Genomic DNA, 26,530 nt, shown 5'->3' with positions numbered 1-26,530 from the left:
CGCAACGGTGCCCCCGGACCTTGAATCAGACGAAGGTACGGTAGCGTTGAGCCGGGTAGGCCAAATTTACAGTGTCCAACATTAGCTATTGTCTCTAGTGCCCTGTCGGCTCCGGGGGCTGTGCAACCGCGGATCCTTCACTGTGGCGCTGATACTGCGGCGTGGGTGTTTTTCAACGCTACCGCGTAAAGAATAGGAAGGTTGGGCTCCAGGAATCTGGCGTGGCCACGACATTGTGGAGGCGCAGTGCCTGCGAAATTCTGTGGAACCGTTGATCGCGTGACAATGGTTAAGACGCCAGCTATGTGACGCACATCTGTTTGTGGCCTACAGACAAACATGTCTAGCAGAAAGGCAAGGTTGCTTCGTGGTACCAGAGTCTGTTGATGTGGCTGCGCTCGTTGGCGAGCTTTCCGACGATCAAGTGGCGATCGATGCCGCGATGAACCCTGATGTGGCAGCAGGCATGGGATCTGGCCTGAAAGAGGCAATCGCCTACGCGCAAGCTCAAGACTTCGGTTCCCTGGGATTCGTTGCTTTTGACGCGGATCCAGGTCAGCATGCGGATGTCCGCGACATCGCCCAAGTGCTTCTCGACGACACTGGATTGGATACCGTGATCGTGCGCGCGCCCGGCAATGGGGCCATCGTCAGTGATCTGTATAGCCGGGCTGAGATTGAAGCGGCCCAACAAGAGTTCTTTGCCACCGCCGATTATCCGGCGGCGACAAAGGCCTTCGTCGACACGATCACTCACGACACCGTGGCAGATCAAGGAATCGTTGTCACCCTCATCGCCACGCTCGTTCTTGGCGTTGTCCTCACCCTGAGTCTGGTTCGCAGGCTGGGCGCTCCGGGACGCCTCGCTGAGCGCGCGTAGGTGCGGAGGCGCTGTCAGCATGATCGCCCCACCGGAGGGATAAGAACCGGGGTGTTGCGGACTTTGTGGTGATTGCCATTAGGGGCCGATGGGCGCATCTGCTAAACAGCAATCGACGGCACTTTGTGTTGGCGTTGTAAAAAAGGCGTCGTTCTACTCCTATGGCAAACTCGGTCAACCTGACAGTTAGCAAAATCCGGGCAACTATCCCGCGAGCCAACGCGTTGTGATGACCTCGCTATCCAGAAGCGCATTCGATAACGAAAGTGCCCATGGGAGCTCATGCAACTTGTGCAGTCAGCTAGGTGCGGGGCAACCATGGTAGCCCACTCAATCAAACACCCGAGAAAATCAAGTCCTAAGGATTGACTCAAGAAACGACGTTAGGCCTTGCGTGCAGGTTGATGACAAAATGCAAGCACCAAGACTTGACTTCTACCGGCTTTTGCTTCGCGCGGAATTTTGTAACACTTTGATTAACGTCGGATTCCGCCGACGTGCCGAAATTTATTTGAGTTGTGAGCTAATTCACATACACGTTATGTAACGCATAACTCGCAGGTCACGCGCCTGAGTTGCTGATGTGACCAGTGGGGTTTACGGGTCAAGAATTAAAAGAATGCAGACATTGGTGTGTTGGTGTTTTAGAGTTTCTGTTGTCGACTTATGAGTCGATTCTTGAAACTTGATTTTCACGAGGCCTCGGGCATGTGGGGAAGCACGCATCGGGAGCCTGGTCGGAGATTAGGTGCCAAAGCCAACAAGGGTCGACCCATAAGTCACGCGTACCCGGGGCAGTTTTGCCCGCGAGTACGCCCCACAGGTTTTGACCCGGGGCCTGCGTTTTTGCACTCATAGTGCTTTGGCGGGTGACTCATCCCAGTTGTGACTGGGGTCAGTTGCCTAGCAGATGAAGTCGTACCGAGATGGTGCTGGCGACGTCGGAAAGCAAATAGGCGAACGCGCGCGGGTAAAAGTCAAGTCACGAGGCTGGTCAATGGCAAAAGGAGAATGCGTGCGCAACGTCAACCTACGACGAAAGGTCGCCCTGCGGTCTGTCACCGCGCTCATGGGCGTGGCACTGTCAGCAGCCACCGTAGCTGGAGTTACTCCAGTGGTCGCACAGCCGGTCAACCCAACCGATGAACAAATCGCACAGGCCAACGGTGCGGTAGTAACCGCTGAACAGTCCCTGGCTCAGATGGCATCGTCGCTGTCGGAGAAGGACTCCGAGATCAACAACCTCGAGCTCGAGATGGGCGGGCTTCGGGAGGCGGTCAACAAGGCGCTGGTCGATCTCCACGATGCCCAGGCGCAAGCAGAACAGGCCCGCCAGGGTGTTACCGCGGCAAAGGCGGCTCTCGACCAGACTCAGGCCGAAATGGTCGAGGCGCAGGCAAAGCTCGACGAGGTTTCGCGCAGCGCGTACCGGCAGGGGGCAACTTCACCCGGTGTCGCAGGGGTGTCGGGCAATGCCAACAGCGACGACTCCCTGGATCGTCAGACCTATCTCCGAACGACTGCCGAAAGCCAACGCAAGGTCATCGATGACCTTGATCGCCTGCGCACCCAGCAGGCCAACGAGGAATCGCGCCTGCGTGAGGCTCGCAACTACGCCGAGGCCCAGGAAGCTGCTGCAGCGGACGCTCAAAAGCAGGCGCAGCAGGCCATCGATGACGCCTCCGCGCAGCTGGAGACGAAGCAGGCCGAGTATGCAAGCCTCGTCGCCGGTCGTGACCAGGCACAGTCCGACCTCGACGCAGCTAAGGCAACAGCTGCGGGCCTGGACCAGCAGCGCGCGGATTTTGAGGCCTACCAAGAGGCCGAGGCTGCCCGCAAGAAGGCCGAGGAAGAAGCTGCCGCTGCCGAGGCTGCCCGTAAGGAGGCTGAGGCGCAGGCACAAAAGAAGGCCCAGGAGGAGGCGGCCGCCGCTGCTGCAGCCGCGGCAGCGGCCGCGGCTAACCGCGCGCAGGCTCAAAAGGAGGCCGAGGAGAAGGCTGCAGCCGCGCAGGCTGCCAAAGAGGAGGCTGCCAAGCAGGCAGAAAATGAGCAGCAAGCTCAGGCCGCGCAGGCGGCCGCTGCTACCGCAGCTACTGTTGCGGCAGCAGCCTTGGTCGGCGCTTCCCAGGCTGATCACACAAGCTTGGATGACCCCTATGTGGCCACAACCGCTGATGGTCAAACCCCAGATGAGTCTTCACAGAATTCCAGCGAGGCGCTGCAGGCTGCGGCCGACGCGGCACAGGAAACTCAGTCCACCACGCAGGGCCCAATTGCTGCAGTTCAGTCCACTGAGACCGCGGATAATGCCAACTCTGTCCTCGCCGACCTTGATGTGGTCAAGCTTGACTCGACCGACTCGGTAACCTCGAAGGCCTCGGAGCTGGTCTCTGACGCTTCGGCAAGCCAAAAAACCGAGACTGTCATTGCGCGCGCCATGAGCCAGATCGGCGTGCCCTATGCCTGGGGTGGCGGCGATGCAAACGGTCCGACGCGAGGCATCCGCGACGGCGGCGTTGCGGACAGCTATGGTGACTATTCGAAGGTCGGCTTCGACTGTTCTGGCCTCGTGTTGTATGCCTTCGCCGGAGTTGGCATCTCGTTGCCACACTACACTGGTTACCAGTATCAAAAGGGTACCAAGATTGACCCGTCGGAGATGAAGCGCGGCGACCTTATCTTCTACGGTCCCAACGCCGAAAACCACGTTGCAATCTACCTCGGAGACGGCCAGATGATCGAAGCCCCGAACTCGGGGTCGACGGTGCGCATTGCTCCGGTTCGTTGGTCCGGCATGAGCCCGTATGCCGTGCGCCTGATTAACTAAAGTGGCTTGACCTATAAACCCTTATAGGGGCATATCTCCTCCATTCGATGGAGAAGGATATGCCCCTTTTTGCTAACGTCTTGGCCTAGTTTTCGCAAGAGAATCGTCCAACTTTGTGGTGACGAAGAGAGGTAGGGTCGTTTTCAGCCTTTGGGATAAGAAGTGATACGGTAGCCTGCATGCACACCGATGGTGGACGAAGCACTTACACCCCTACAGCACCTGGCTGGGCGCTTGCCGATGTTGAAGCGCTTGTCGTTTTGTCTTTCGGCGCACCCGAGGGGCCAGAGGACATCCGCCCGTTTTTGGAAAACGTGACCCGTGGCCGAGGCATCCCGCCGGAGCGGCTCGATGAGGTCGGCAAGCATTACAACCACTTTGATGGCCTCAGCCCGCTCAACGAACTTAACCGCGAGATCATCGCAAACGTCGAGGCGGAACTGGCCCGCCGTGGCATCAAGCTGCCCGTCTACTTTGGCAATCGCAACTGGAAGCCCTACGCCAACGATGTGGCGATCGAGTTGGCCAAAGCCGGCGTTCGCCGCGCGGTTGTGTTTGCCACCAGCGCTTGGGGCGGGTACTCGGGATGCAAGCAGTATGACGAAGACATCGCTGCCATGCGGGAGGCCCAGCGTGGGGCGGGCTTTGAGCCGACGGACTTCTTCAAGGTGCGCCAGTTTTTTGATCACCCGACTTTTGTGGCCGACAATGCCACCGCAGTCAGCGAGGCCTTCGCTCGTGTGCCCGCGCAGCTGCGTGACGAGGCTCGACTCGTCTTTACCGCCCACTCGATCCCCGTGCGTGCCGACGAGGCCTCCGGTACGCCAGCGGATGGCACGCTGTACTCGAGGCAAGTCGCCGAGGCGGCGCGTCTCGTCGCCAAGCAAGCCGGCATTGAGGACTATGACCTCGTGTGGCAGTCGGCCTCCGGGGATGGTTCCGTGCCGTGGCTGGAACCGGATATCCTTGACCACGAGGACGCGCTGCATGCGGCGGGGACGAAGGCGATGGTCATTTGCTCGGTCGGCTTCATTTCTGACCACATGGAAGTTGTCTGGGATCTGGATCATGAACTAGCTGACCAGGCTCGACGGCACGGCATGGTCGTCGAACGTGCGGCAACCGTTGGCCCGCTGCCCAGCTTCGCTGCCATGGTGGTGGATTTGATCGAGGAGTCCCTCGAACCCGCGTCGGCACGGCACGAAGGCATGGTCGTTTCTAAGGGCTGCAGCCTCAACGGCAATGTGTGCGAGCCGGGATGCTGTCCCACCCGCCCGCGCAAGCTGGCCTAGGGCAACAACGAAGAAAACCGCCCCAGTGACGAGACCACACAGGTCCCTTCCTGGGGTGGTTTCCTATTTGGCACACAGAGGGCTAGCGACTCGCATCGTGTGCGCGCTGAGTACAATCCCTGGCCCATTCCACGGTGGCATAGGTCACCGCGCTCATGCGGGCCTGACGGATGTGGCGGCCAAGCCCCAGCAGCTGGGGGTCAAACACGTGATCTCCGATTGTTGATGTGACCGTTTCTACGATCGCCGAGACCCTATCTGCGCGGGAGATCAGCTTTGCTGCCCGGGGTGCAATGGAATCGGGAAGCCCGGGAGCTTCGTAGTAGTCGGTCAAGGTTCCAACCGTCAGGCGTGGATTCGAAAGCTCACTGGTGACCTGAACGCCGAGATAGCGCCTGCCGTCGTCGATCAGGGTGGCGGCCTCGTTGGTTGCCTGAGTCAAGAGTTGATCAGCTTCACCTGGCAGGAGATAGGCAGGTGCTGGGGGATAGCCGTCTAACTCGAACCACAGCCACTGCGTGCCTTCAGGCAGCGGCGTGGGCACCAGGCACCCGTAGGCGCGAGCGTCGTCAGTGCTGACGATGATGGCGCCACCAGAATTGGTAGCTGCCAGCGCTGCGGGCGTGCCTGCCGGAAGACCCACGGGGGTTCCAGGCCCCGCAAGGGTAATCGCCAGGGCCGGTTGAGCGGAAAACTGCTGCCTAAAACCCGCCGTGTAATTACGGATCAACTTCAGCACAGGCGCGATACCAAAGGGATTACCCGCCATATGCTGCGCACCGCCGAGCTCAGTTAAGGCATATTCGGTGTCATCAAAGGATTCGTGCCCGTAAAGGTTGGCCGCCAACCACAGCGCCTGGTTCTGAATGGGCGAATAGACGTGTCTCCTGAAATCCATAACTCGGGCAAGCCTAATCCAGAACAGTCAAAAAGCGAAGTAGTCTGGTTACTTATGACTTTTCGCGACCCATACTCCGGCGACATCCTCAAAGGACATGCCCGAAATGTCCCCGCAACCTACCCCAAGGTTCCGGCCGAACCCGGCCTCGTTGCCGAAGTGCTTGCCGACGGCTACGTTGGCGCTGTCGTGGGATTCGAGAAAACCTACGACGGCGAGTTCATTCGGCTTGAAGACAGGCACGGAACTCAGCGACTGTTCAAGCTTCGCGAGGGTGCCTTTCTCATCGACGGCCAAAGGGTCACGCTGACCCGCTATGTGCCCACAAAAGACCCGGCGCAGCAGCGCTCGAAGTCCGGTTCTCGAAGAGTTGCGCACGTGGAGGCAAAAGTTGCCGCGCCGTTTCGCATTTGGGTCGAAGGCATCCATGACGCTGCCATCGTGGAGAAAATCTGGGGGCATGACCTGCGGGTGGAAGGCGTCGTCGTGGAATATCTCGAAGGTCTCGACAATCTGCCAGCCCGGCTGGCGGAATTTCAGCCCGGACCAGGTCGCCGCATCGGGGTGCTCGCTGACCACCTGGTGACGGGTTCGAAAGAGACTCGGCTGACCGAATCGGTGGGGCCGGACGTGTTGGTCACCGGACACCCCTTCATCGACATTTGGGCGGCGGTCAAGCCGGAGCGATTGGGGTTGCGCGCCTGGCCGGAGATCCCCTACGGGCAGGATTGGAAGACGGGAATGTGTCAGCGCCTGGGCTGGGGGGATACCCGGGAGGGGTGGAACCGGGTCTACAACGCAGTCACCAGCTTCCGTGATCTCGATTCCACACTCATTGGCGCCGTGGAAAGGCTCGTCGACTTCGTCACCACCCCGGAGCTGTCCAAAGAGGATCTCCTTTAAGACTGTAGACCTGATTCCCAGCCCATCACTTAACCTCTCTTAACCTATGAACTCAAGGATGCTCCATAAGTTGCGATTTGATATCGATTAGGTTGTGACTCTGCGGGGGTAGTGTTGTTTCGCTATCCTGTGGACGTGGGAGCACTTATTTGGTTAATCGTTGCATTAGTACTTGCGGCTGCGGAGTTGCTCGTCGGTGAATTGACGTTGCTCATGCTTGGCGTGGCAGCGCTCGTGGTCAGCGGCGTGGCTTTATTTGATATCCCCTTATGGGCGGAGGTCGTGATCTTCGGCGTCTCCTCCCTGGGTACTCTCGCATTGCTCAAACCGGCACTACGCAAGCGTATGCACACCACCAAGGTTCTAGACACCTCGCCAAACTCCCTCATTGGTACGAAGGCGCAGGTTCTAGAAAGCACTGACTTCAACGGTGGCCAAGTCCGGCTCGACGGAAGCATTTGGTCGGCACGAGCCTTATCCCACACCGACAACTTCGCACCCGGCGAGGTCGTCCAAGTCGTTGAAATCGATGGCACAACTGCGGTTGTGTGGAAAGGAGCATAAGAGCCGATGAGCTTTGGCTTGATCGCCGTTGTGGCGTTGCTCGTACTTATTGTCGCCATCGTGGCGCGCACGATTGTCCTTATTCCCCAGGGAGAGGCGGCCGTTATCGAACGCCTCGGAAGCTATACCCGGACGGTCTCAGGCGGCATAACGCTGCTCATCCCGTTCATCGACAGAGTCCGCCAGCGGGTGGACACGCGCGAACGCGTGGTGTCCTTCCCACCTCAGGCGGTCATCACCCAGGACAACCTGACAGTCGCCATCGACACGGTTGTCACCTTCCAGATCAATGATGCTGCGAAGGCCATCTACGGTGTCGACAACTACATCGTCGGTGTTGAGCAAATCTCCGTGGCCACGCTGCGCGACGTGGTCGGTGGAATGACGCTCGAGGAAACCCTGACCTCCCGAGAAGTCATCAACCGACGCCTTCGCGGCGAGCTCGATGCCGCGACCACCAAGTGGGGCTTGCGCATCAGCCGAGTAGAGCTCAAGGCCATCGATCCGCCACCATCGATTCAGCAGTCGATGGAAATGCAGATGAAAGCCGACCGCGAAAAGCGCGCCATGATCCTGACCGCCGAGGGACGCAGGGAATCGGACATTCGCACCGCCGAGGGCGAAAAACAAGCAAAGATTTTGGCCGCCGAAGGTGAAAAGCATGCGGCTATTCTTGCCGCCGAGGCCGAGCGCCAGGCAACCATCCTGCGGGCAGAAGGTGAGCGAGCAGCAAAATACCTGCAGGCTCAAGGTGAGGCCCGAGCGATCCAGAAGGTCAATGAAGCCATCGCGGCCTCGCATCTTACGCCTGAGGTATTGGCCTACCAGTACCTGGATAAATTGCCCAAGATGGCCGAGGGGCAGGCATCCACAATGTGGATGATCCCCAGCCAGTTCTCCGACTCACTCGAGCAGTTTGCTCGGTCCTTTGCCGACAAGGGTGCCGACGGGGTCTTCCGCTACGAACCGGCACCTAAGCACGCCGCGGTTTCGCTTGAGGAGGACAACCACGAAGATTGGTTTAAGACCGAATCGGATCCGGAGATCGCAGCCGCTGTGGCCGCGGCCAACGCCGTGGCAAACAAGCCGGTGGAAGACCCAGCCTAAGACGTGCCCACTCGATTGAGCAAGGAGATGGCCAAGCGATAACCGGCCATCTCCGCCTGCCAACCGGCGGCCTGAAGACGCTGGCTCATAGCTTGCTTGGAAATTCCCAGCTCGGCGGCGGCCTCGTTTTGATTCATTCCAGAGCGCACCAAGGAAGTAGCCTCACGGCCTTCGGCGGTGCGCTTTGACAATATATGGGCCAACATGGTGAAAGCAGCCTGAATGTCGGCACTCCACGCGGGATCCTTCCGGTTGCCGCGCTTGACTCCTACTTTGACCTGACCGCTGCGCGCATGCGCGCCGAGAGTGGTGCTGGCCAGATTCAGGACCTGCTCGGTGGCGATGGCTTTGTCAGGTAGCCCATCGTCGACCAAAACGGCGAGCCCGACGGCCCAATCTCCAGCGGCAAGAAGCGCCATGGTGGTGTCGCACATGGCCTCCGGAGTGTAAATGATGGCGCGGATGTCTTCGACCCCGACCACATCGAACTCGGAAACGTCGGGAAGCGTGGATAATGCGCGCGCCGACTGACGCACAAAGTCAGCGCGACGCCGCTCGCGACCTCGATAACGAGCGTGAATGGCAAACATCATGGACTCTCCTCCGTATTACTGCACCCACCTTAGCCTAAGTCAGTAATCCATGCTTGAGTCTTGACCTTTGAGGGGGGCCTTGGCGTCTATAAGCAAACCAGTGCACCCCAGCAAGGTAAGTGCTACGGCGACGGCAATTAATCTCGGATCCATATCTCCAGTGAGCGTATTGCCAAGAAGAACGGTGGAAATGGTGCCTGGGGCAGAACCTATCAGCGTCGCAAGGGTAAAACTCGAAACAGGCACCGACGACAGGGCTGCCGCATAGTTAAGGATGGAGAATGGAACTGCGGCGATCATGCGCAAGGAGGCCACCGCAAGCCAGCCGCGTTGGGCCAGGTGCTGATTGATTCCGGCCACCGCGGGATGAGTGAGCCGAGGCCGCATCCAATCACCGAGAAAGTACCGAATGACGGACACATTCAACGCGGCCGCGAGCGTGGTTGAGGTCAAGGCCACGAAAATTCCAAGGGTGGGACCAAACAACACGCCGGAGCTTAAGGTAAAGAAGGTCCTGGGAACCGGAAACTGAACTACAAATACGTAGAAACTTGCAAAAAGAAACGGAAACCAGGCGCCCATTGTTCGGGACCATTCCTGCAACTTCGACAATGGGGGAACATCGAAACCAACAAGCATGTAAACCAGCAGAATAAGCGCTGCTAGGCCGGCAGTTTTTCGAGTAACAGACCATCCGCGAATCGAGGCTACGGCGTCGCGAAAAAGTCCGAACAAAAATCCCATTGCGGTTCCCACACGGACTAGGGTAGCCGGTTGGGGGTGCAAGATTTCCCACAACCACCCACGCTAAGCAAAAAAACCACTGTGATGCGTACTAGGATAGGTAGCGGTTGTGAAATGCAATGCCTTCGTCAGGGTAATGAGACGGCGTTGCGATTTCGCACTTTTACTGACAGCTCTAAAGGCGCGCCCACCTTGGGCCGCGCCGATTATGCGAGGGGAGTGGGTTTTACGTGAGTGATGCACGGAATTCCCTAATCGAAGACTTCCCACAGCAACAGCAGGCCTGGTACAAGGCCGTTGCTGGAGTCTTCGCACGCGTACAGAAGAAGGACGTTGCAGACGTTCCGCTCGATATCTGGCGCAAACTTATCAAGACCACCTATGACGGGATCGACGTTAATCCGCTGTACACCCGTCAGGATGAACTTCCAGAGGTCCCGGTTCCAGGTGAATTCCCGTTCACTCGTGGTGCCCAGGGCGCTGGCGCTGCCGGCAAGGGGTGGGGTGTCACCGAGTCCTTCGGCGCATCCGCCACCAATGAGCAGGTTCTTTCCGCACTCGAAAACGGCACCACTGACCTAGTGATCTACGGAGATGCACCGGTCGCCGAGCTGCTTAAGGGTGTCTACCTTGACCTTGCTCCGGTTCGCCTCAACGCAGGCGCCGGCACAAAGGAGGCAGCCGCCGCGCTGTACGCTCTCGTCGATGAGCAGGGCAAGACCCCGGCTCGCATCGAGCTGGGCGCCTCCCCGCTGACCTCCGCCGTGGATGGCTCCGCTAGCGTCGACATCGACACAGCTGTGGAGCTGGCCAAGGAAGCCGCCGCCCGTGAAAACACCCGCGCGATCTTGGTGGACGGTGTTTCCTTCTCTAACCAGGGTGGCAGCTATGCCCAGCAATTGGGCTTTACCATCGCCGCTGGCGTTGAGTACCTGCGTCGCCTGACCGACGCCGGACTGACTGTCGAGCAGGCACTCGATCAGCTGTCCTTCCGCTACGCCATTACCGATGACCAGTTTGGTCAGATCGCAAAGCTGCGTGCAGCCCGCACTTTGTGGGCTCGCGTCGCCGAGATCCTCGGCGCCGCCGAGAAGGGGTCCGGCCCGCTGCATGCCCTGACAGCTCCGGCCATGTTCAGCCAGCGCGATCCGTGGGTGAACATGCTGCGCAGCACCGTCTCCGCCTTCGCCGCAGGCGTGGGTGGCGCAACAGACGTCGAGGTTCTCACCTTCGACTGGGCAATCCCAGGCGGTCTGCCAGGTGTTTCGCGCACCTTTGCGCACCGCATCGCCCGCAATACCAACCTCTTGCTGCTCGAGGAGTCTCACCTCGGTCACGTCGTCGACCCGGCCGGTGGCTCCTACTACGTTGAGCAGTACACCTCCCAGCTCGAAGAAAAGGCGTGGGCCGTCTTCCAGGAGATCGAGGCCAAGGGTGGCTTCTCTGAGGTGCTTAAGGCAGGCATTATCACCTCCAAGCTCGAGGAGAGCTACGAGAAGATCCGCGACGCCGTTGCACACCGCGTCCGCAAGATCACCGCTATCAACGAGTTCCCGAACCTCAACGAAGCCCCGCTGCCGAAGGACCTGCGCGTCGAGCCGACCTCCGTCAAGCGCTGGGCAGCTCAATTTGAGGCGCTGCGCAACCGGTCCGATGACTTCTTCGAGGTCAACGGCAAGCGCCCGCAGATTGCCCTCATTCCGCTCGGCCCGCTGGCCAAGCACAACATCCGCACCGGTTTTGCCTCCAACCTGCTGGCTTCCGGCGGCATCGAGGCCTTGAACCCAGGGCAGGTCGTACCCGGCACCCCTGAGTTCACCGAGGCGGCCAAGGCCACCCCGATCGTGGTCATCTGCGGTACCGACCAAGAGTACGCAGCATCCGGCGCCGAGGCGCTGGCTGCCCTGCGCGAGGCTGGCGCACAGACCGTTCTGCTTGCTGGTGCCGAGGGCACCGGTGTTGAGGCGGACGGCTACCTCAACATGAAGATCGATGCGGCTCAGACCCTGTCTGACCTGCTTGAGAAGTTGGGAGCATAAGCACTCATGAGCACCATTCCTAATTTCGCTGACTACGCTGTGTCCTCTGAGGCCACCTCTGCTGGCGACACCAAGGCACTGCGCGAGCAGGTCTGGAACACCCCAGAGGGCATCGATGTCCCGCGCGTGTTTACCCGCGAGGATCGCAACGAGACCGTTGCAGCGCAGCAGCTGGATTCCTTCCCGGGCATGCCACCGTTTATGCGTGGCCCATACCCGACCATGTACACCAACCAGCCGTGGACCATTCGCCAGTACGCTGGCTTCTCCACCGCCGCTGAGTCCAACGCCTTCTACCGCCGCAACCTGGCCTCTGGCCAGAAGGGCCTGTCGGTCGCCTTCGACCTGGCTACCCACCGCGGTTACGACTCCGACAACGAGCGCGTCGTTGGCGACGTCGGCATGGCAGGTGTGGCAATCGACTCCATTCTCGACATGCGTGAACTGTTCGCCGGCATCGACTTGGGCAACGTCTCGGTGTCGATGACCATGAACGGCGCCGTGCTGCCGATCCTGGCGTTCTACATCGTCACCGCCGAGGAGCAGGGTGTTGCCCCAGAGCAGCTGGCCGGAACCATTCAGAACGACATTCTGAAGGAGTTCATGGTTCGTAACACCTACATCTACCCGCCGAAGCCATCGATGCGCATCATCTCCAACATCTTCGAGTACACCTCGATGAAGATGCCGCGCTTCAACTCGATCTCCATCTCCGGCTACCACATCCAGGAAGCCGGTGCCACCGCCGACCTAGAGCTGGCGTACACCCTGGCCGACGGCATCGAGTACATCCGCGCCGGCGAGTCCGTGGGCCTTGAGGTGGACAAGTTCGCACCGCGCCTGTCCTTCTTCTGGGGTATTTCCATGAACACCTTCATGGAGATCGCCAAGCTGCGCGCGGGCCGCCTGCTGTGGAGCGAGCTGGTTGCCAAGTTCAACCCGAAGAACCCGAAGTCGCGCTCGCTGCGTACCCACTCCCAGACCTCCGGTTGGTCGCTTACCGCCCAGGACGTCTACAACAACGTGGCCCGCACCGCGATTGAGGCCATGGGTGCTACCCAGGGTCACACCCAGTCGCTGCACACCAACGCCCTCGACGAGGCGCTGGCGCTGCCGACCGACTTCTCGGCACGTATCGCCCGTAATACCCAGCTGCTGCTGCAGCAGGAGTCCGGCACCGTGCGCCCGGTCGACCCGTGGGCTGGTTCCTATTACATCGAGTGGCTGACCGAGCAGCTCGCCGAGCGCGCTCGCAAGCACATCGAAGAGGTCGAGGCAGCCGGTGGTATGGCTCAGGCCACCATCGAGGGCATCCCGAAGCTGCGCATCGAGGAGTCCGCCGCCCGCACCCAGGCCCGCATCGACTCTGGCCGCCAGGCCCTGATCGGCGTGAACAAGTACGTCGTTGAGGAAGACGAGCAGATCGAGGTCCTCAAGGTCGACAACACCAAGGTGCGCGCCGAGCAGATTGCAAAGCTTGAGCAGCTGCGCGCCGAGCGCGACCCGGAGGAGGTCAAGCGCACCCTTGCCGCTCTGACCGAGGCCGCTCGCATGGAGACCAAGGAGCCAGGCGATCTGGAGCACAACCTGCTGAAGCTGGCTGTGGACTGCGCCCGCGCCAAGTGCTCCATCGGCGAGATCTCCGATGCCCTCGAGGAGGTCTTCGGCCGCCACGAGGCAGAGATCCGCACCCTCTCCGGCGTCTACAAGGACGAGGTTGGAAAGGAAGGCACCGTGGGTAATGTCGAGAAGGCCATCGCCATGGCCGACGCTTTTGAAGCACAGGAAGGCCGCCGCCCGCGTATCTACATCGCGAAGATGGGCCAGGATGGCCACGACCGTGGACAGAAGGTTGTCGCTTCCGCCTACGCGGACCTCGGCATGGATGTCGATGTCGGACCGCTGTTCCAGACCCCGGCAGAGGCCGCACAGGCCGCTGTCGATGCCGACGTCCACGTCGTCGGCGTGTCCTCCTTGGCTGCAGGCCACCTCACGCTGGTGCCTGCGCTGAAGGAAGAGCTGGCCAAGCTCGGACGCGAGGACATCATGATCGTCGTCGGCGGCGTCATCCCGCCGGGCGATTTCCAGGAACTCTACGATGACGGCGCGGTTGCCATCTACCCGCCGGGATCTGTCATCGCCGATTCCGCAATCGACATGCTGACCAAGCTCGCTGCCAACCTGGGCATCGACTTGGACGTCGAGGCCTAAAGGCTAAGTTCAGCACCTAGTGCACCGGCCCGGAGGCTTCTTCGGGCCGGTGCATGCGCATATTACTGATTTCTTTTTCCTTTTCTTGCTTGCCGACGCCTACCGGTGGGCAAGCTCAACGCGCACGACATAAGGAGTGCCCACTGATGACCAGTAGTTTCCACGGCAATGAGTTCCTAGAACACCACCTCGGGTCGTTGATGACGACCGCCGGAACCGACTTGGGCGAGGTGACCGCTGTTGCCCCTGAGATCGTCAAGAAAGCCCGTCGCCGCATCGACGTCGACGAACTCTTTGAAGGCGTGCGCACCCACAATCGAACTCTCATGTCGCGAGCGATCACCTTGCTCGAGTCCACCGCACCGGCACACCGAGTGCTCGCCCAAGAACTGCTGGTCAAGCTGCTGCCCTTTAGCGGCAAGGCGCTGCGCGTGGGTATTACCGGTGTGCCCGGCGTGGGCAAGTCCACCTTCATCGAAGCCTTGGGCATGAAATTGATTAAGGAAGGCCACAAGGTCGCAGTCTTGGCCATCGACCCTTCCTCGACCAAGACGCGGGGTTCCATCTTGGGAGACAAGACCCGTATGGCTAAGCTCGCGCGCGAGGACAACGCCTTTATCCGCCCCTCGCCGTCTGCGGGCACCCTCGGCGGCGTAGCGAAGGCAACCCGCGAGTCGATGGTTGTTTTCGAGGCCGCCGGATACGACGTCATCCTGGTGGAGACCGTCGGCGTGGGTCAGTCCGAGGTAGCTGTGTCGCAGATGGTGGACTGCTTCACCTTCCTTGCGCTCGCCGGTGCCGGCGACCAGCTCCAGGGCATTAAAAAGGGCGTACTGGAGATGGCCGACCTCGTGGCGATTAACAAGGCGGACGGACCCAACCTCAAAAACGCCAAGCGCGCCGCCCGCGAGCTTGCCGCCGCGATGCGTATGGTGCGCGCCGAATCCGACGACTGGCACCCGCCAACGATAACCATGTCCGCCATCGAGCACGAGGGCATGGACGAGTTTTGGCAGATCGTCCAGGATCACCACCAGGCCATGCTGGAGTCTGGCGCATTCGAGCACAATCGACGCGAGCAACAGGTCCAGTGGATGTGGTCAATGGTGCACGAGACGATCCTGCAGCGCCTCAACGGCGACCCCGACGTCATCGCCGTGCGTAAGCTCGTCGAGGATCAGCTGCGCCACGCGCAGATCACCCCGACCTTGGGAGCCGAGAAGATCCTGCGCGCATTCGACAAGGTTGACAAGGACGAAGACTAGACCCTATCAGGGACGAAAGATACGCTGCACCTTCCCGTCGACCCGCTCGAGCCTGCCATAGACCGTAGGTGCGTGCGGGTCGTCGTCATTGATGCCATTGTGATAGCGGCAGCAGGTGGCAAGGTTGGACATGTTCGTCTGCCCACCGTGCGCCCACGAATGAATATGGTGCACCTGGCATTCGTCGGCGGGCATGCGGCATCCATCCCACGCGCAGGTGGGGTTTTCCACCATCGCCAGCGTGCGCTGCTTGTCGTTGGCGAAGCGTTGCGATCGCAACAGATCCACCGGCCCTTTAACCGGATGCAGGAGCGCAAAGCCCCACTCGGAATCCAGCTCCGCTGCCGCCAGTTCCCGGGAGGTTTTGGTGATGCCGTCGGAGCACCTAAATACAGTTTCATCGTTTGTGCCGTCGAGCACCGTGGTGACCTCCGCCAGCGGAATTACCACGACGGGCCGAAGTATCTTTTTCACCCGGCCTGCGTTGAGAAACTTCCCGATCGGGTCATCGAGTTCGCGGAGGGCTTCATACAAAAGGCTCACGGCGTTTTTTTCGCCGGTAAGTGTCAGTGACCAATCGCTGGCGGCGCGGCGGGTGATGCGCAGCGGGTTTTTCGGTGCCCGCGCCGCCGATGAACGCCTCTCGGCCTCTTCATAGGCAGCCTGGGTAAATTCCTCCAAGTTGAGGCCTTGCGTGCGCTTACGGCGATACTTCAGCCGCGCCATGAATAAACGAAAGCTCCATTTCGCGCCCTGCCCGCGGATGGTTCGGGCGCGCGTTTCCATTATCGCCAGCGCCGCGTAGGGCAGGTCGTTGTCGGCGATGGCCGCTAACGTTTTCGCACGCATCTGGGGATGTTTGGTTTTGCCGTGGTAGAGCTTGGACAGCGTGTGCAGTTTGTTCGTCGCCGCCTTGTCCATCCCGAGGTGGATGAGGTGATCCTTAGGCAAATAGAAGATTGACCGCAAAAGCGGCAAGGGGTCGTTGAAAATCCGCGCGATGTGGTTGGTGATCTCGTCCATGCCTTGCAGGCTAGGGGGCAGTGCAAGATTTTTCATCCCATTTTTCCGAGGCGTCATTTTCTGTGGAAAACGGGACACAAGTGACGATTCCTGTGGCTAGTTATCCACAGTTTTCGGCCCCGGCCGGGCGGTCGGGAACCGTAGGCGTCGGAAAGCCGTCAAACGCGCGCTCACCACGGGTGCGGGCGGTAGTCCTTGAGGAAGCAGCCGTAGAGATCGACGCCGTTTTCACCCTGCACGATGGGGTCATAGACGCGCGCCGCGCCGTCGACTAAGTCGAGTGGTGCGCGGAAGCCCTCCTGAGCTAGCCGCGTCTTCGTCGTGTGCGGGCGTTCGTCAGTGATCCACCCGGTATCGACGGCGGTGACCAGCACGCCATGCTGATACATCTCGGTGGCGGTCGTGCGAGTGAGCATGTTTAAAGCCGCCTTGGCCATGTTCGTGTGCGGATGGCCCGGACCTTTGTACCCACGGCCGAACACGCCTTCCATGGCGGAGACATTGACCACGTATTTCCGGCGAGCTTGTGCCGCCTCCAAGGCGGGGCGCAGCCGGTTGAAGAGAATGAACGGTGCGGTGGCGTTGCACAGCTGGACTTCGAGCATTTCCACTGGGTCCACCTCGCCGACCTTGGCGACCCAGGAGTTGTGGCTGACGAGGTCCGGGTGCAATCCGCCCGCGTCGACCACGCGATCGAGCCCGCCGGCCACCAGCGCCTGCTGTACCAGTGCGATGGCCTCCAGTGCCGACTCGGTGGCTCCGGACAGTGCCTGGGGGTGCCGGTGGCCGGACTCGCCGAGCTGAAGGAGGGCCACGTCGTTTTCGATGCCCTGCAGGGGCGCATTCTCGGCATCGACAAGCCCTGAGTAGGCGCCGGGGGAGCGTCGTACGGTTTGGGCCGCATTGTTGATGAGGATGTCGAGCGGCTTGTCGGCCAACCGTTCTGCCAGTTGCGCTACGCGCGCCGGATCGCGCAGATCGATGCCTACTACGTGCAGGCGATCGAGCCACTCAATACTGTCACCAATGGCCGCAAAGCGGCGCACCGCATCCTTGGGGAAGCGGGTGGTGATCGTGAGATCCGCGCCGTCGCGCAGCAGTTTCAAGGCGATATACATGCCTATCTTGGCGCGCCCGCCGGTCAGCAGCGCGCGTCGGCCGGTCAGATCCACTCGGGCGGTGCGCCGGGCGCGGTTATCCGCCGCGCACTCGGGGCATAGCTGGTGGTGGAAGGAGTCGACGAGCGTGTAGGGCTTCTTGCAGACATAACAGTTCTGCGCACGCTGCAGCTTCCCGGCGAACCCGTGCGGGGTCGCTACGGCACCGACTTCGAGTGCCACCGGTTGTTGTCCGAGCGGCGCGATGAGTAGGCCAGCGGTCTCGTCATCGACGCGGGAGGGGTTCGCCGTAGCCGTGGCCTCCAACACCTGCCTGTCGGCTTCGTGGCGCGCCCTCTTTGCCGCTTTCCGACGGCTACGTTTGACTTCCTTAAAAAGCTTGGAAACCGCATGCTGCACAGCGACCGAATCCGGGTGCTCGGCGGGCAGGTCGCCGGCCTCGGTAAGGACTTTGAGGGCTATTTCTAATTCGGCAGGATCGATGCGTATCGGTTCTTTGTCGCTCACGATCTCTATTTCAGCAGGAGGTCCTGAGGAAGGAAAAATCGTCGCTTGAAGGTAGATTGCGAAAACACGAAAGGCTCCAGCATAAAAGCTGGAGCCTTTGAACTTGTGCCCGAGGGGGGACTTGAACCCCCACGTCCGTTAGTAGGACACTAGCACCTCAAGCTAGCGCGTCTGCCATTCCGCCACCCGGGCTGGGTGTTTGTGCTTTCAGCCTTTCTGCTGGGCACTCGTTAAACTATATGGGCATAAGTAAAACTTTGCAAATCCGCAGTTCGTGGGGCATTTTTGGGGCTTACATCGATGTGGTTCCAGTGGGGGGAGACATGGGCTACTTTTTTAACAATCGAGTGGCCATGCTCACAACAAAGATGGTAGAAAAAGCCTATGAGTACTTATGCGGATGACCCACGTTTCCCCGGCCCAGATCCCTACGCGCCACTGACCAAGCTTCCAGCTTTTGACGTCTCCTCGGCGAACTTTTCCGACGGCCACCGGCTAAGCGATGAGATCGCCGCGCCTTCTAGCGTCTCCCCGCAGCTTTCCTGGGGTGAGCTTCCGGAGGGCACCAAGTCCCTCGCAGTAACCTGCTTCGATCCCGATGCACCGACAGCCAGTGGTTTTTGGCATTGGGCGGTATTCAACATTCCGGCCGATGTTTCCGGATTGCCGCAGGGGGCAGGAAGCTTGGAAGACGCGGGGATCCCGGGCGCGGTGACGCTCAAAGGTGATAGCGGCATTCGTGGATTCTATGGGCCGCAACCACCTAGCGGGCACGGGCCACATCGCTATCTGTTCGCCGTGCATGCTGTGGCCGTCGACAAGCTCGACATTGACCCAGAGGCAACCGCGACGGTGTTGGGCTTTAATCTAAACTTCCATTCTTTGGGGCGCGCGATCACGTGGGGCTGGTACGAAAATGAGTAATAAGCAGACGCAGGCTCAGCCGGCGTTCGTGCACATCCCACCCGCCATTCGTGTGGGTGGTGCGTTCATGGCGCTGGCCGTGGTGCTATTTATCTACACGGCGATTGAGGTGTTTACCAATGGCTGGATGGTGCCGTTCGAGGTGACTTCTCGGTTCGTGCTGATCCTGCTGGCCGCAGCCGTGCTCGGCTCCTTCGCCACTGTCAATAAGCAGCAGAAACCTTCGGCCGTGCAGGTGGTGGCCTTGGCGTTAGCCCTGCTGCTGGCCGTGGGTTCACGGTTTGTACCGAATACGGTACTTACCACGTGGGAGCAGTACTGGCTGCCCGGCTATGCCGTCTTGGCCGCCTTGTGTGGCATCATCCTCCGCCGTACTGTGGCACATCGATCGGCTTAGCAAGTCAGGGCAAGACACCACGAAAAAGCGCCCCGAGGGGCGCTTTTCTTATGCCCCGATGGCGGGGCGGATGGTCTGATCCCAAGACACCGCGAGCTGATTGAAAAACAGCCCAAAATCATGGCTGCCACTTTGCGCAACGTACCTGTTGACGGTGACGCCTGCTGCACGGGCGCGGGTGGTGAACTCATTAGAGCTATCGTTGGCCAGGCGTTCGATAACCGAAGGGCCAAAAGTTGTCAGATTGGTTCCAGAGGGAAATCCAGCGGCCGATCCGACAAAGACGGCGACGTTAATCAAACGCTCCGGATGCGCTGCTGGGTCGTGTTCGGCCCAATCGGAGGAGCCCGGAACGCCGAAAGCATTCATTGAGGATCCGCCACCGGAGGAAATCAGCAAGTTAGATAACGCTCCACCGGTGAGGCCGGAGCGTACCGGAAAGCCCGAGTAGGAGGCAGCTGCGCGGAAGCGATGAGGAGCATGACCCGCGATATCTAGGGCGGCGCCACCCGTGGAGGACAATCCAGCTATCGCATCCCGGCCGGTGCCATTGAACTCGGCGTCGATCAGTGGTGGTAGTTCGTGGATCATGTAGGTTTCCCACTTGTTCACGCCGAGGATGAAATCGGATTCCTCCCAGTCGGTATAAAGGGAGAATTTTCCCCCGAGCGGCATGACGAAGTTCGCATTCTTGTCCTGTGCCCACGACTTGATATCGGAGTTGGTCACCCAGTTCATGCCAGAGGTGCCACCGGCGATTCCGGGTAGCAGGTAGACCGTGCTCCGTGGTGTGTTGGTCGAAGGAAGCAAGACATTATTGGAAACGATGGTTGCGTTGGCAGGTGACCACACATCGACAACCCAGAAGTTTCCGTCCACCTGAGTCTTGCCGGTGATAAACGGCGTGTCACCCAGCCATTCGCCGTTGTAATTGGACGAGGTCATCTGAGCAAGGCTAGATTGTGCGGAGGCAGGTACAGGCGCAATTACTCCGGCGCTAAGCAATGCTGTCGCAACCACGGAGGCGATCGCGGTGCGCCCGGAGCGAAGAAGTTTATGAGAAGACATCAAGAAATATACTAACCCCGCATCTGGAGTCTGAAAACAACTTTCATGGATTTTCTTGTGCAACTCCGCGATACGGGGTAGAAGTTGGGGACCGTTAGCCTAGGGTCCACGGCTTGCCGCAACCAACAGCTTCGGAGATATTCGAGTATTCATAGGCGCGAAGCTGCGCGGCGATGCCCAGGTGGATATCACGGATCCAGTCGAGACCTCCGTAAATGAAGTGGGTGTAGCCCTGCAGCAAAGTGGCGCCTGCAGCGATGCGCTCCCACGCCTGCTGCGGGGTGGTGATGCCACCGACGCCAATGAGTACGAGTTGATCGCCGACCTTGGCGTACAGCCGTTTGAGCACCTCCTGGGAGCGCTCGGTCAGCGGCGCGCCCGAAATACCGCCAGCACCCATAGCTTCCACCTTGTGTGCATCGGTCTTGAGACCTTCGCGGGAGATGGTGGTATTGGTTGCCACGATGCCAGCGATGCCCAGTTCTAGGGCGAGATCTGCCACGGCATCGATGTCCTCATCGCTGAGGTCGGGGGCGATCTTGACCAGCACCGGGGTCTTCGTCGACTCCTGTACCGCCTTCAAGATGGGCCGCAAGGACTCGACCGCCTGCAGGTCGCGCAATCCCGGCGTATTTGGTGAGGAAACGTTGACCACGAGGTAGTTGGCTAGGTCACCAAGCAGGGAGGCTGAACGGCGGTAGTCCTCCACTGCCTCGCTAGCCGGAACCACCTTGGTCTTGCCGATGTTGATGCCGATGACGTCGTTGCTGCGCCGGCGACGCAGGTTATCAGCCACAGCTGCAGCGCCAAGGTTGTTAAAGCCCATGCGGTTGAGAATGGCCTTATCCTCAGGCAGACGGAAAAGACGCGGGGTGGGATTGCCCGGCTGCGGGGAGGCGGTGACAGTACCGAGCTCGGCATATCCAAAGCCCACCGCTGACCATGCATCGGGGGCGGTGCCATTCTTATCAAATCCTGCTGCCAGACCAAGTGGTGCCGGGAAGACGGTGCCGAACACCTCTTGACGCAGGATGGGATCATGAACGCCCACGATCGTGCCCATTGCACGGTTGACTGGATAGACGGAGTTGAGTAGTCCAAGTCCTTGGCTAATGATTCCGTGAATTCGCTCGGGGGTCATGGTGAACATGGCCTGAAGCGCGAGGTTGTAGGCCTTTGTGCGGAGTGGATGCGGGGGGAGAGTGCTCATCGTGTGGTGCCCTTTTGCTTGTGGTCGATGGTAGCGGTGTGTAGTGGTATTTCAGCCTTGTGGTGTTAGCCTTTTTGCGCCTCGATAACTTGCAGGCCCTCGCCGGTGGCAGAGGCAGCGATGATGGTGCCGTCATCGAGGACTTCCATGTTGCGGACGTCGGCGACCGAGTTATAGCGGGACACTTCGTCTAGGTCGGCGTTGCTGGGATCGTAGCCGATGATTAGATTGTCCTTGGTGGTCGAAACCCAGGCCAGGGTATTGGAGTGGTCCCAGGCCACCGCCCACGGGCTGTCGGGAACGCCCATTGTCTTTTGGAGTCGAATGACATCGTCGGCGAAGTACAAAGCAAGCTGGTTGCCCGTGTTGTCGGAGGCGAGGAATAGCCCCTTTTCGGCCGAGGCGATTTGCCCGACGCCTTTGCCCACCCGCAAGATGGCACCTGCCGAGCCTTCGTGCCAGTCGATATCCTGAGCGATGGTGTATTTGCTGTTGGTGCGGATTATGGCGTCGGGTTTGCCCTCCACGGTGACAGCCTTCATTTCGTCGGTGGGATATTCGACGGGGAAGTTGTCAATTTCCTCCCCGTCCTTGATTACGACGACCTCGGCCTTATCTTTGATTCCGGCGACAATCTCGCCGGTGGACGTTTCTACCGCCGTGGAGAGGTTGTGCTCGCTTGTGACTACGTCGTCTAGGTCCGGGTCGCTAGCCTTAATGCGATACACCCCTTCCGGGCACGCGAGGATGAAATTCTCAGTGGAAGCGGTCATGTCCGCGCATTCCTGTGAAACCTTGAATGTGGGCGCCTTCGAGTCCGCGAATTCTTTCACGGTGCCCACGGCGAGTTGGTCCCCCGAACGCAGCGCCACGATATCGCCGACTCGCTCCATATCTTCGACATTTGCATAGGCCGGATCCAACGTGATGACGGTGCCATCAGGGTTGGGCGATGCCGGTGATGCCACAGCGGTGGCGTTGCCCATGGAAGAGGTGTCGATGTCTGAAGAGGTGGCGTCATTGCCACAGGCGCTTAAGGTGATGAGCGAGGTGGCGATGAGACCGACAAGCGGAACGCGGGCTGATTTCAAGGTACGCGAGGCTAGTTTCACAAGCTCACAATCTACCACGGTCAGGGTGTATAACCCCCTAGGTGGCGCTCGCGTAGTAGCGTTGTGCGAGTGATGTTTACCTCCACTTTGGCTCAAGGCGGCACGGAATCGATGTCTTGGGCGCAGACAATTGTTTTGTCCATTGTCCAAGGGCTGACCGAGTTTCTTCCGATCAGCTCCTCCGGACACCTACGTATTATCTCCGAGCTTTTCTGGGGGGAAGATGCTGGCGCATCGTTTACTGCCGTGATTCAGCTGGGTACCGAGGCGGCCGTTTTGGTCTATTTCGCCAAGGACATTTGGAAGTTTTTCACGGGTTGGCTCAAGGGCTTATTTAATAGGGACGCCCGCGGTTTTGATTATCGCATGGGTTGGATGGTGATCGTCGGCACGCTTCCGGTCGCCATCATCGGCTTCCTTGCCAAAGACTACATCCGCGATGCGCTGCGCAATCTGTGGATCACCGCGACGGTGTTGATTCTGTTTAGCTTTGTGTTCATTGCCGCCGAAAAGTGGGGCAGTAAGGAACGTTCCTTCGATGAACTTTCCATGCGTGACGCCATCTGGATGGGTCTTGCCCAGTGCTTGGCACTGATCCCAGGCGTCTCGCGTTCCGGCGGTACGGTTTCCGCTGGCTTGTTCCTCGGTTTGGATCGTGAGGTGGCCACCCGTTTCAGCTTTCTTTTGGCCATTCCTGCGGTGCTGGCTTCAGGCCTTTTTTCGCTTCCCGACGCTTTCAACCCGGCAGCTGGTCAGGCGGCTAGCGGCGCTCAGCTTTTCGTGGGTACCGCCATTGCCTTTGTTTTGGGTTACGCCTCAATCGCGTGGCTGCTGAAGTTTGTGTCTCATCATTCCTTTAGCTGGTTTGCTGCCTACCGCATTCCGGCCGGACTTATTGTCATGGCACTGCTGGCTGCGGGTGTTATGACGGCCTAAGATTCTGGCGCAGCCTGTGGAGGCATCGATTTTCCGCACATTGCTCGCTCGCATACGAGAGTGGTGGAAAGCCGGTGCCTTTTGGGTTTTTTTGATAGCCATACTCGCCGCCCGAAACCACACTCAGCGCCGAAAGAAGGTGCCGACAGTAGAAGGGATCGAAAGGAGCAGATGCGGGAGTATTTCTTGCTTAACCGTGCCTGCAGTGTGCAAGAAAAAACAATCGGGTTAGAGTAGTTGCTATGCATTCTTGGCCCGAACCGACGATCCCTACTGTCAGCGGCGCCCCCGTGGCGCTCAATCTTTTCGACACCGCCGATCAGGTCATCAAGCCTGTCGAGGTGTCTGAACAAGAGGTGGGGATGTATGTCTGTGGCATTACCCCTTATGATTCAACGCACCTCGGACACGCTGCTACCTATCTGACGTTTGACCTTATTTTTAGGCAGCTGCTCGACAACGGGCATAGCGTTCACTACGTCCAAAACATCACCGATGTTGATGATCCTCTGTTCGAGCGCGCCGCACGGGACGGGGTTGACTGGCGCGAGCTTGGCACCAGCCAGATCGATCGTTTCCGCGGAGACATGACCAACCTTTCTGTCATCCCGCCACGCGAATATGTTGGCGCGATGGAGAGCGTGAATGAAGTCATCGACATGGTGCAAAAGCTGTTGGACAACGGTTCGGCCTATGTCGTTGACGACGATGAGTTCCCGGACATTTACGCATCTATTAGCGCGACCTCCCAGTTTGGCTACGAGTCCAATTATTCTCGCGCGCTCATGGAAGAGTTCTTCGCCGAGCGCGGCGGCGATCCGCAGCGAGCAGGCAAGAAGGATCCCCTCGATGCCTTGATTTGGCGGGCAGCTCGCCCTGGTGAACCACGCTGGGAGGCGCCCTTCGGTGCTGGGCGTCCAGGCTGGCACGTCGAGTGCTCGGCGATCGCCACCAATCGCTTGGGTTCGCACTTTGCCATTCAAGGTGGCGGCAGCGACCTTATTTTCCCGCATCATGAGTTCTCCGCAGCCCACGCCGAGGCCACCTACGGTCACGACCGCATGGCATCCCATTACGTCCATACCGGCATGATCTCGCTCGATGGGGTCAAGATGAGCAAGTCCCTAGGCAACCTCGTCTTCGTCTCCGAGCTGGTTGCGGGTGGACATAACCCCTCGGCGATCCGTCTCGGTGTCTACGCCGGTCACTACCGCAAGGCGCGCGATTGGTCCACTGAGGTGCTCACCCAGGCGGAAGCACGCCTTTATCAGTGGAGTCTGGCGGCAAGCTGTTCCTCCTCCCTGACAGCGGCGGCCGAGCTGATCCAGCAAGTGCGTTCTTGTTTGGCCAACGACCTCGACACCCCTCGTGCGCTGGGGCTCATCGATGCCTGGGCGGAGGCGATTACGGCCGAGGACGCACAGTCCGCCGAAGATACCTCTTTTGAGGCGGGTCAGTTAGTTCGAGATGCCGTTGATGCTCTGCTTGGCGTCAGTCTATTGAGGAGATAATTGTGGCCGAGCAAGCATCGACTTTGCCAGTTCGCCTGGCCAGCAAGGTGGATGAGGTTTTCGGTTTTTTCGAGACGTTTGCAGACGGTTCCTATTCCGATTCGGAAAACTGGGACCCAACGATGAATGCCGAGTTGCTGCCTGCGTTGCGCGTCGCGTTTAACAGGCTGCTTTTTGCCCTCGATGGTCTCGAGCCAGAGGTTGTGGATAAGCAGGTCGAAGGTCACTTGCGCGACTTCTACGCCACCGTGGTAGATCTCAATGCTCAAGGCGAGCAACCCGTGGTCGAGGTCGAGGAGATGCACGACCTGTGGGAGATTCTCGAGGCCGCTTTCGCGCAGCTTGGGCTACCCGCAGAGGCAACGTCCAAGCTTATTACGTGGGAGCAGTACCTCGTTGACATCGAGGACGAGCAGTAGCCCGACCCTAGACGGCTTGGCCGTTGACTGCCAACCCGCCTTCGGCGTCAAGCGTGACGCTTGCTGCGAAGGCAGCGGCGAGGTTGATGCGCTGCCACGAGCCAGCAGCCGTCTGATCGTCGAGCGGACTTCCCTCCGGCAACGCGGTGGCTGAAATGACGCGAGCGCGTTGCTCCCAATTCAGCTGCGGGAATCGGTTGATGAGCAGGTCAGGGGCCGCCTGCGGGACGATCATGGGAGCCTGTTGATCGTAGGCGGCGGACAAACCATAGGTTGCCTGCTGCGCATAGATGGTGCTGGCTTCGGCATCGCTGAGGTAGCCAGTGCCCGCCATTTCTTGTTCGATCACCGCCTGTGCCAACGGCATCCCGGCGCGCCATTGAAGTTCCGTGCGCAGTTCCGCGCCAGCCTGAGTCAGCGCGTCGCGCATCTTGGGATCGTTCCAACGATCGGCGGCAGCCGCCATCCCGGTCATGCGGCCACCGATAACATCGAGCGGATAGTGCACCCCAAGAACCACTCGTGATTGGCCCGCAACCGAGCCGCGGGCGAGCAGCTGTGGGCCAAGCTCAGGGAGGACCACCGCTAGAAGGGTGGTCATGAGGGCGGCTTGATTGGCGTGTCCGGAGGGAAAGGAAGCCGATGAGCCAAAGTCGTAGAAATCCTCGCCGTCGGTGTTATAACGCTGGATGGAGTCTGGGGCAACGACGAAGGGACGTGGGTTGTTGAACAAGGACTTCTCCACCCATGTTGAGGCTGCCGGACCTTGGGCGCGGGAGAGGAAGCCAGAGTCGAGCAGAGCGTGCGTTTTGGGCAGCCTGTTTTCGGCAATGGATTGGCGCACATATGCGCCGAGCGTCGGCCCTAAGGCATCGGAGAACTGCGCCAACAAATCGCCAGCGCTGACACGCGCGTCGGCCTAGGCTTCGGCGATGCGTTGCTTGCTTGCGGAATTATTGATGGTGATCACGCCGTCCAGGTT

The 26,530-nt window shown here is 59.7% G+C and carries 23 protein-coding genes and 1 tRNA gene; 14 read left to right on the top strand and 10 right to left on the bottom strand.

The genetic code is table 11. The annotated features are described in order from the left end of the window. Window positions 1–367 precede the first annotated feature (367 nt). The 3 genes from PAB09_RS07185 (at window position 368) to PAB09_RS07175 (ending at window position 4,999) form a co-directional block, all read left to right on the top strand. Entirely contained in the window at window positions 368–880 is a 513-nt protein-coding gene (locus PAB09_RS07185) for an Rv1476 family membrane protein (RefSeq protein ID WP_271033034.1), read from the top strand. Between the two features lie 997 nt (window positions 881–1,877). After that, a complete protein-coding gene (locus PAB09_RS07180) occupies window positions 1,878–3,707 on the top strand; it encodes a DIP1281 family NlpC/P60 protein (protein WP_442873649.1) in 1,830 nt (609 codons plus the stop codon). Between the two features lie 179 nt (window positions 3,708–3,886). Further along, the gene (locus tag PAB09_RS07175; RefSeq protein WP_271033033.1) at window positions 3,887–4,999 is read left to right on the top strand and encodes a ferrochelatase; all 1,113 of its coding nucleotides are present in this window, start codon (window positions 3,887–3,889) and stop codon (window positions 4,997–4,999) included. A gap of 82 nt (window positions 5,000–5,081) precedes the next feature. Here the strand turns inward: PAB09_RS07175 and PAB09_RS07170 are convergent, their stop codons facing one another. Beyond that, window positions 5,082–5,897, bottom strand: coding sequence for a hypothetical protein (locus PAB09_RS07170; RefSeq protein WP_271033032.1), 816 nt, complete (start codon window positions 5,895–5,897; stop codon window positions 5,082–5,084). Between the two features lie 54 nt (window positions 5,898–5,951). Between PAB09_RS07170 and PAB09_RS07165 the strand changes: the two genes are divergently transcribed. From PAB09_RS07165 to PAB09_RS07155, 3 genes are all read left to right on the top strand, one after another. Next, on the top strand, window positions 5,952–6,800 hold the full coding sequence (locus PAB09_RS07165; protein WP_271033031.1) for a DUF3097 domain-containing protein: 849 nt from the start codon (window positions 5,952–5,954) through the stop codon (window positions 6,798–6,800). A 135-nt stretch (window positions 6,801–6,935) separates the two neighbouring features. Next, complete coding sequence (locus tag PAB09_RS07160) at window positions 6,936–7,364, top strand: NfeD family protein (protein ID WP_271033030.1); 429 nt, start codon at window positions 6,936–6,938, stop codon at window positions 7,362–7,364. A gap of 6 nt (window positions 7,365–7,370) precedes the next feature. Beyond that, window positions 7,371–8,471: an SPFH domain-containing protein gene (locus PAB09_RS07155; RefSeq protein WP_271033029.1), complete on the top strand. Its 1,101-nt coding sequence runs from the start codon at window positions 7,371–7,373 to the stop codon at window positions 8,469–8,471. Here PAB09_RS07155 and PAB09_RS07150 read toward each other — a convergent pair. Beyond that, complete coding sequence (locus PAB09_RS07150; protein ID WP_271035316.1) at window positions 8,468–9,061, bottom strand: MarR family transcriptional regulator; 594 nt, start codon at window positions 9,059–9,061, stop codon at window positions 8,468–8,470. The genes PAB09_RS07155 and PAB09_RS07150 overlap by 4 nt on opposite strands. 42 nt (window positions 9,062–9,103) lie before the next feature. Then, window positions 9,104–9,820: a TVP38/TMEM64 family protein gene (locus tag PAB09_RS07145; RefSeq protein WP_271033028.1), complete on the bottom strand. Its 717-nt coding sequence runs from the start codon at window positions 9,818–9,820 to the stop codon at window positions 9,104–9,106. Between the two features lie 218 nt (window positions 9,821–10,038). Here PAB09_RS07145 and PAB09_RS07140 point away from each other — a divergent pair, with 218 nt between their 5' ends. The 3 genes from PAB09_RS07140 (at window position 10,039) to meaB (ending at window position 15,323) form a co-directional block, all read left to right on the top strand. Then, entirely contained in the window at window positions 10,039–11,847 is a 1,809-nt protein-coding gene (locus PAB09_RS07140; protein ID WP_271033027.1) for a methylmalonyl-CoA mutase family protein, read from the top strand. A gap of 6 nt (window positions 11,848–11,853) precedes the next feature. Then, complete coding sequence (gene scpA / locus PAB09_RS07135; RefSeq protein WP_271033026.1) at window positions 11,854–14,058, top strand: methylmalonyl-CoA mutase; 2,205 nt, start codon at window positions 11,854–11,856, stop codon at window positions 14,056–14,058. A 146-nt stretch (window positions 14,059–14,204) separates the two neighbouring features. Beyond that, window positions 14,205–15,323 carry a methylmalonyl Co-A mutase-associated GTPase MeaB gene (gene meaB / locus PAB09_RS07130; RefSeq protein ID WP_271033025.1) on the top strand — a complete coding sequence of 373 codons (1,119 nt, stop codon included), beginning with the start codon at window positions 14,205–14,207 and terminating at the stop codon, window positions 15,321–15,323. A gap of 6 nt (window positions 15,324–15,329) precedes the next feature. On the opposite strand, the gene PAB09_RS07125 is transcribed toward meaB, so the two are convergent. From PAB09_RS07125 to PAB09_RS07115, 3 genes are all read right to left on the bottom strand, one after another. Beyond that, window positions 15,330–16,346: an HNH endonuclease signature motif containing protein gene (locus PAB09_RS07125; protein WP_271033024.1), complete on the bottom strand. Its 1,017-nt coding sequence runs from the start codon at window positions 16,344–16,346 to the stop codon at window positions 15,330–15,332. 170 nt (window positions 16,347–16,516) lie between these two features. After that, window positions 16,517–17,974, bottom strand: coding sequence for an SDR family NAD(P)-dependent oxidoreductase (locus PAB09_RS07120; protein WP_442873746.1), 1,458 nt, complete (start codon window positions 17,972–17,974; stop codon window positions 16,517–16,519). 103 nt (window positions 17,975–18,077) lie between these two features. Continuing rightward, window positions 18,078–18,163, bottom strand: a tRNA-Leu gene (locus tag PAB09_RS07115). 192 nt (window positions 18,164–18,355) lie between these two features. On the opposite strand from PAB09_RS07115, the gene PAB09_RS07110 reads away from it, so the two are divergent. Both PAB09_RS07110 and PAB09_RS07105 read left to right on the top strand, forming a co-directional pair. Continuing rightward, window positions 18,356–18,895 (top strand): YbhB/YbcL family Raf kinase inhibitor-like protein, encoded by a 540-nt coding sequence (locus PAB09_RS07110; protein ID WP_271033022.1) that lies wholly within the window; start codon window positions 18,356–18,358, stop codon window positions 18,893–18,895. Further along, window positions 18,888–19,292: a hypothetical protein gene (locus PAB09_RS07105; protein WP_271033021.1), complete on the top strand. Its 405-nt coding sequence runs from the start codon at window positions 18,888–18,890 to the stop codon at window positions 19,290–19,292. Before PAB09_RS07110 ends, PAB09_RS07105 begins: the two co-directional genes overlap by 8 nt. A gap of 48 nt (window positions 19,293–19,340) precedes the next feature. On the opposite strand, the gene PAB09_RS07100 is transcribed toward PAB09_RS07105, so the two are convergent. From PAB09_RS07100 to PAB09_RS07090, 3 genes are all read right to left on the bottom strand, one after another. Beyond that, complete coding sequence (locus PAB09_RS07100) at window positions 19,341–20,360, bottom strand: alpha/beta hydrolase (protein WP_271033020.1); 1,020 nt, start codon at window positions 20,358–20,360, stop codon at window positions 19,341–19,343. A 94-nt stretch (window positions 20,361–20,454) separates the two neighbouring features. Next, complete coding sequence (locus tag PAB09_RS07095) at window positions 20,455–21,570, bottom strand: quinone-dependent dihydroorotate dehydrogenase (RefSeq protein WP_271033019.1); 1,116 nt, start codon at window positions 21,568–21,570, stop codon at window positions 20,455–20,457. 65 nt (window positions 21,571–21,635) lie between these two features. Further along, a complete protein-coding gene (locus PAB09_RS07090; protein ID WP_271033018.1) occupies window positions 21,636–22,661 on the bottom strand; it encodes a hypothetical protein in 1,026 nt (341 codons plus the stop codon). Window positions 22,662–22,754: 93 nt separating this feature from the next. Here PAB09_RS07090 and PAB09_RS07085 point away from each other — a divergent pair, with 93 nt between their 5' ends. From PAB09_RS07085 to PAB09_RS07075, 3 genes are all read left to right on the top strand, one after another. Continuing rightward, a complete protein-coding gene (locus PAB09_RS07085) occupies window positions 22,755–23,618 on the top strand; it encodes an undecaprenyl-diphosphate phosphatase (protein ID WP_271035315.1) in 864 nt (287 codons plus the stop codon). 242 nt (window positions 23,619–23,860) lie between these two features. Beyond that, complete coding sequence (mshC, locus tag PAB09_RS07080) at window positions 23,861–25,129, top strand: cysteine--1-D-myo-inosityl 2-amino-2-deoxy-alpha-D-glucopyranoside ligase (protein WP_271033017.1); 1,269 nt, start codon at window positions 23,861–23,863, stop codon at window positions 25,127–25,129. Between the two features lie 2 nt (window positions 25,130–25,131). Then, complete coding sequence (locus PAB09_RS07075; RefSeq protein WP_271033016.1) at window positions 25,132–25,548, top strand: hypothetical protein; 417 nt, start codon at window positions 25,132–25,134, stop codon at window positions 25,546–25,548. 7 nt (window positions 25,549–25,555) lie between these two features. Here PAB09_RS07075 and PAB09_RS07070 read toward each other — a convergent pair whose 3' ends face one another. Then, a complete protein-coding gene (locus PAB09_RS07070; protein WP_333780168.1) occupies window positions 25,556–26,440 on the bottom strand; it encodes a phosphatase PAP2 family protein in 885 nt (294 codons plus the stop codon). Window positions 26,441–26,530 lie beyond the last annotated feature (90 nt).

The organism is Corynebacterium sp. SCR221107 (assembly GCF_027886475.1).
Taxonomy (GTDB): domain Bacteria; phylum Actinomycetota; class Actinomycetes; order Mycobacteriales; family Mycobacteriaceae; genus Corynebacterium.
This window is presented reverse-complemented; position numbering and strand designations above follow the sequence as displayed.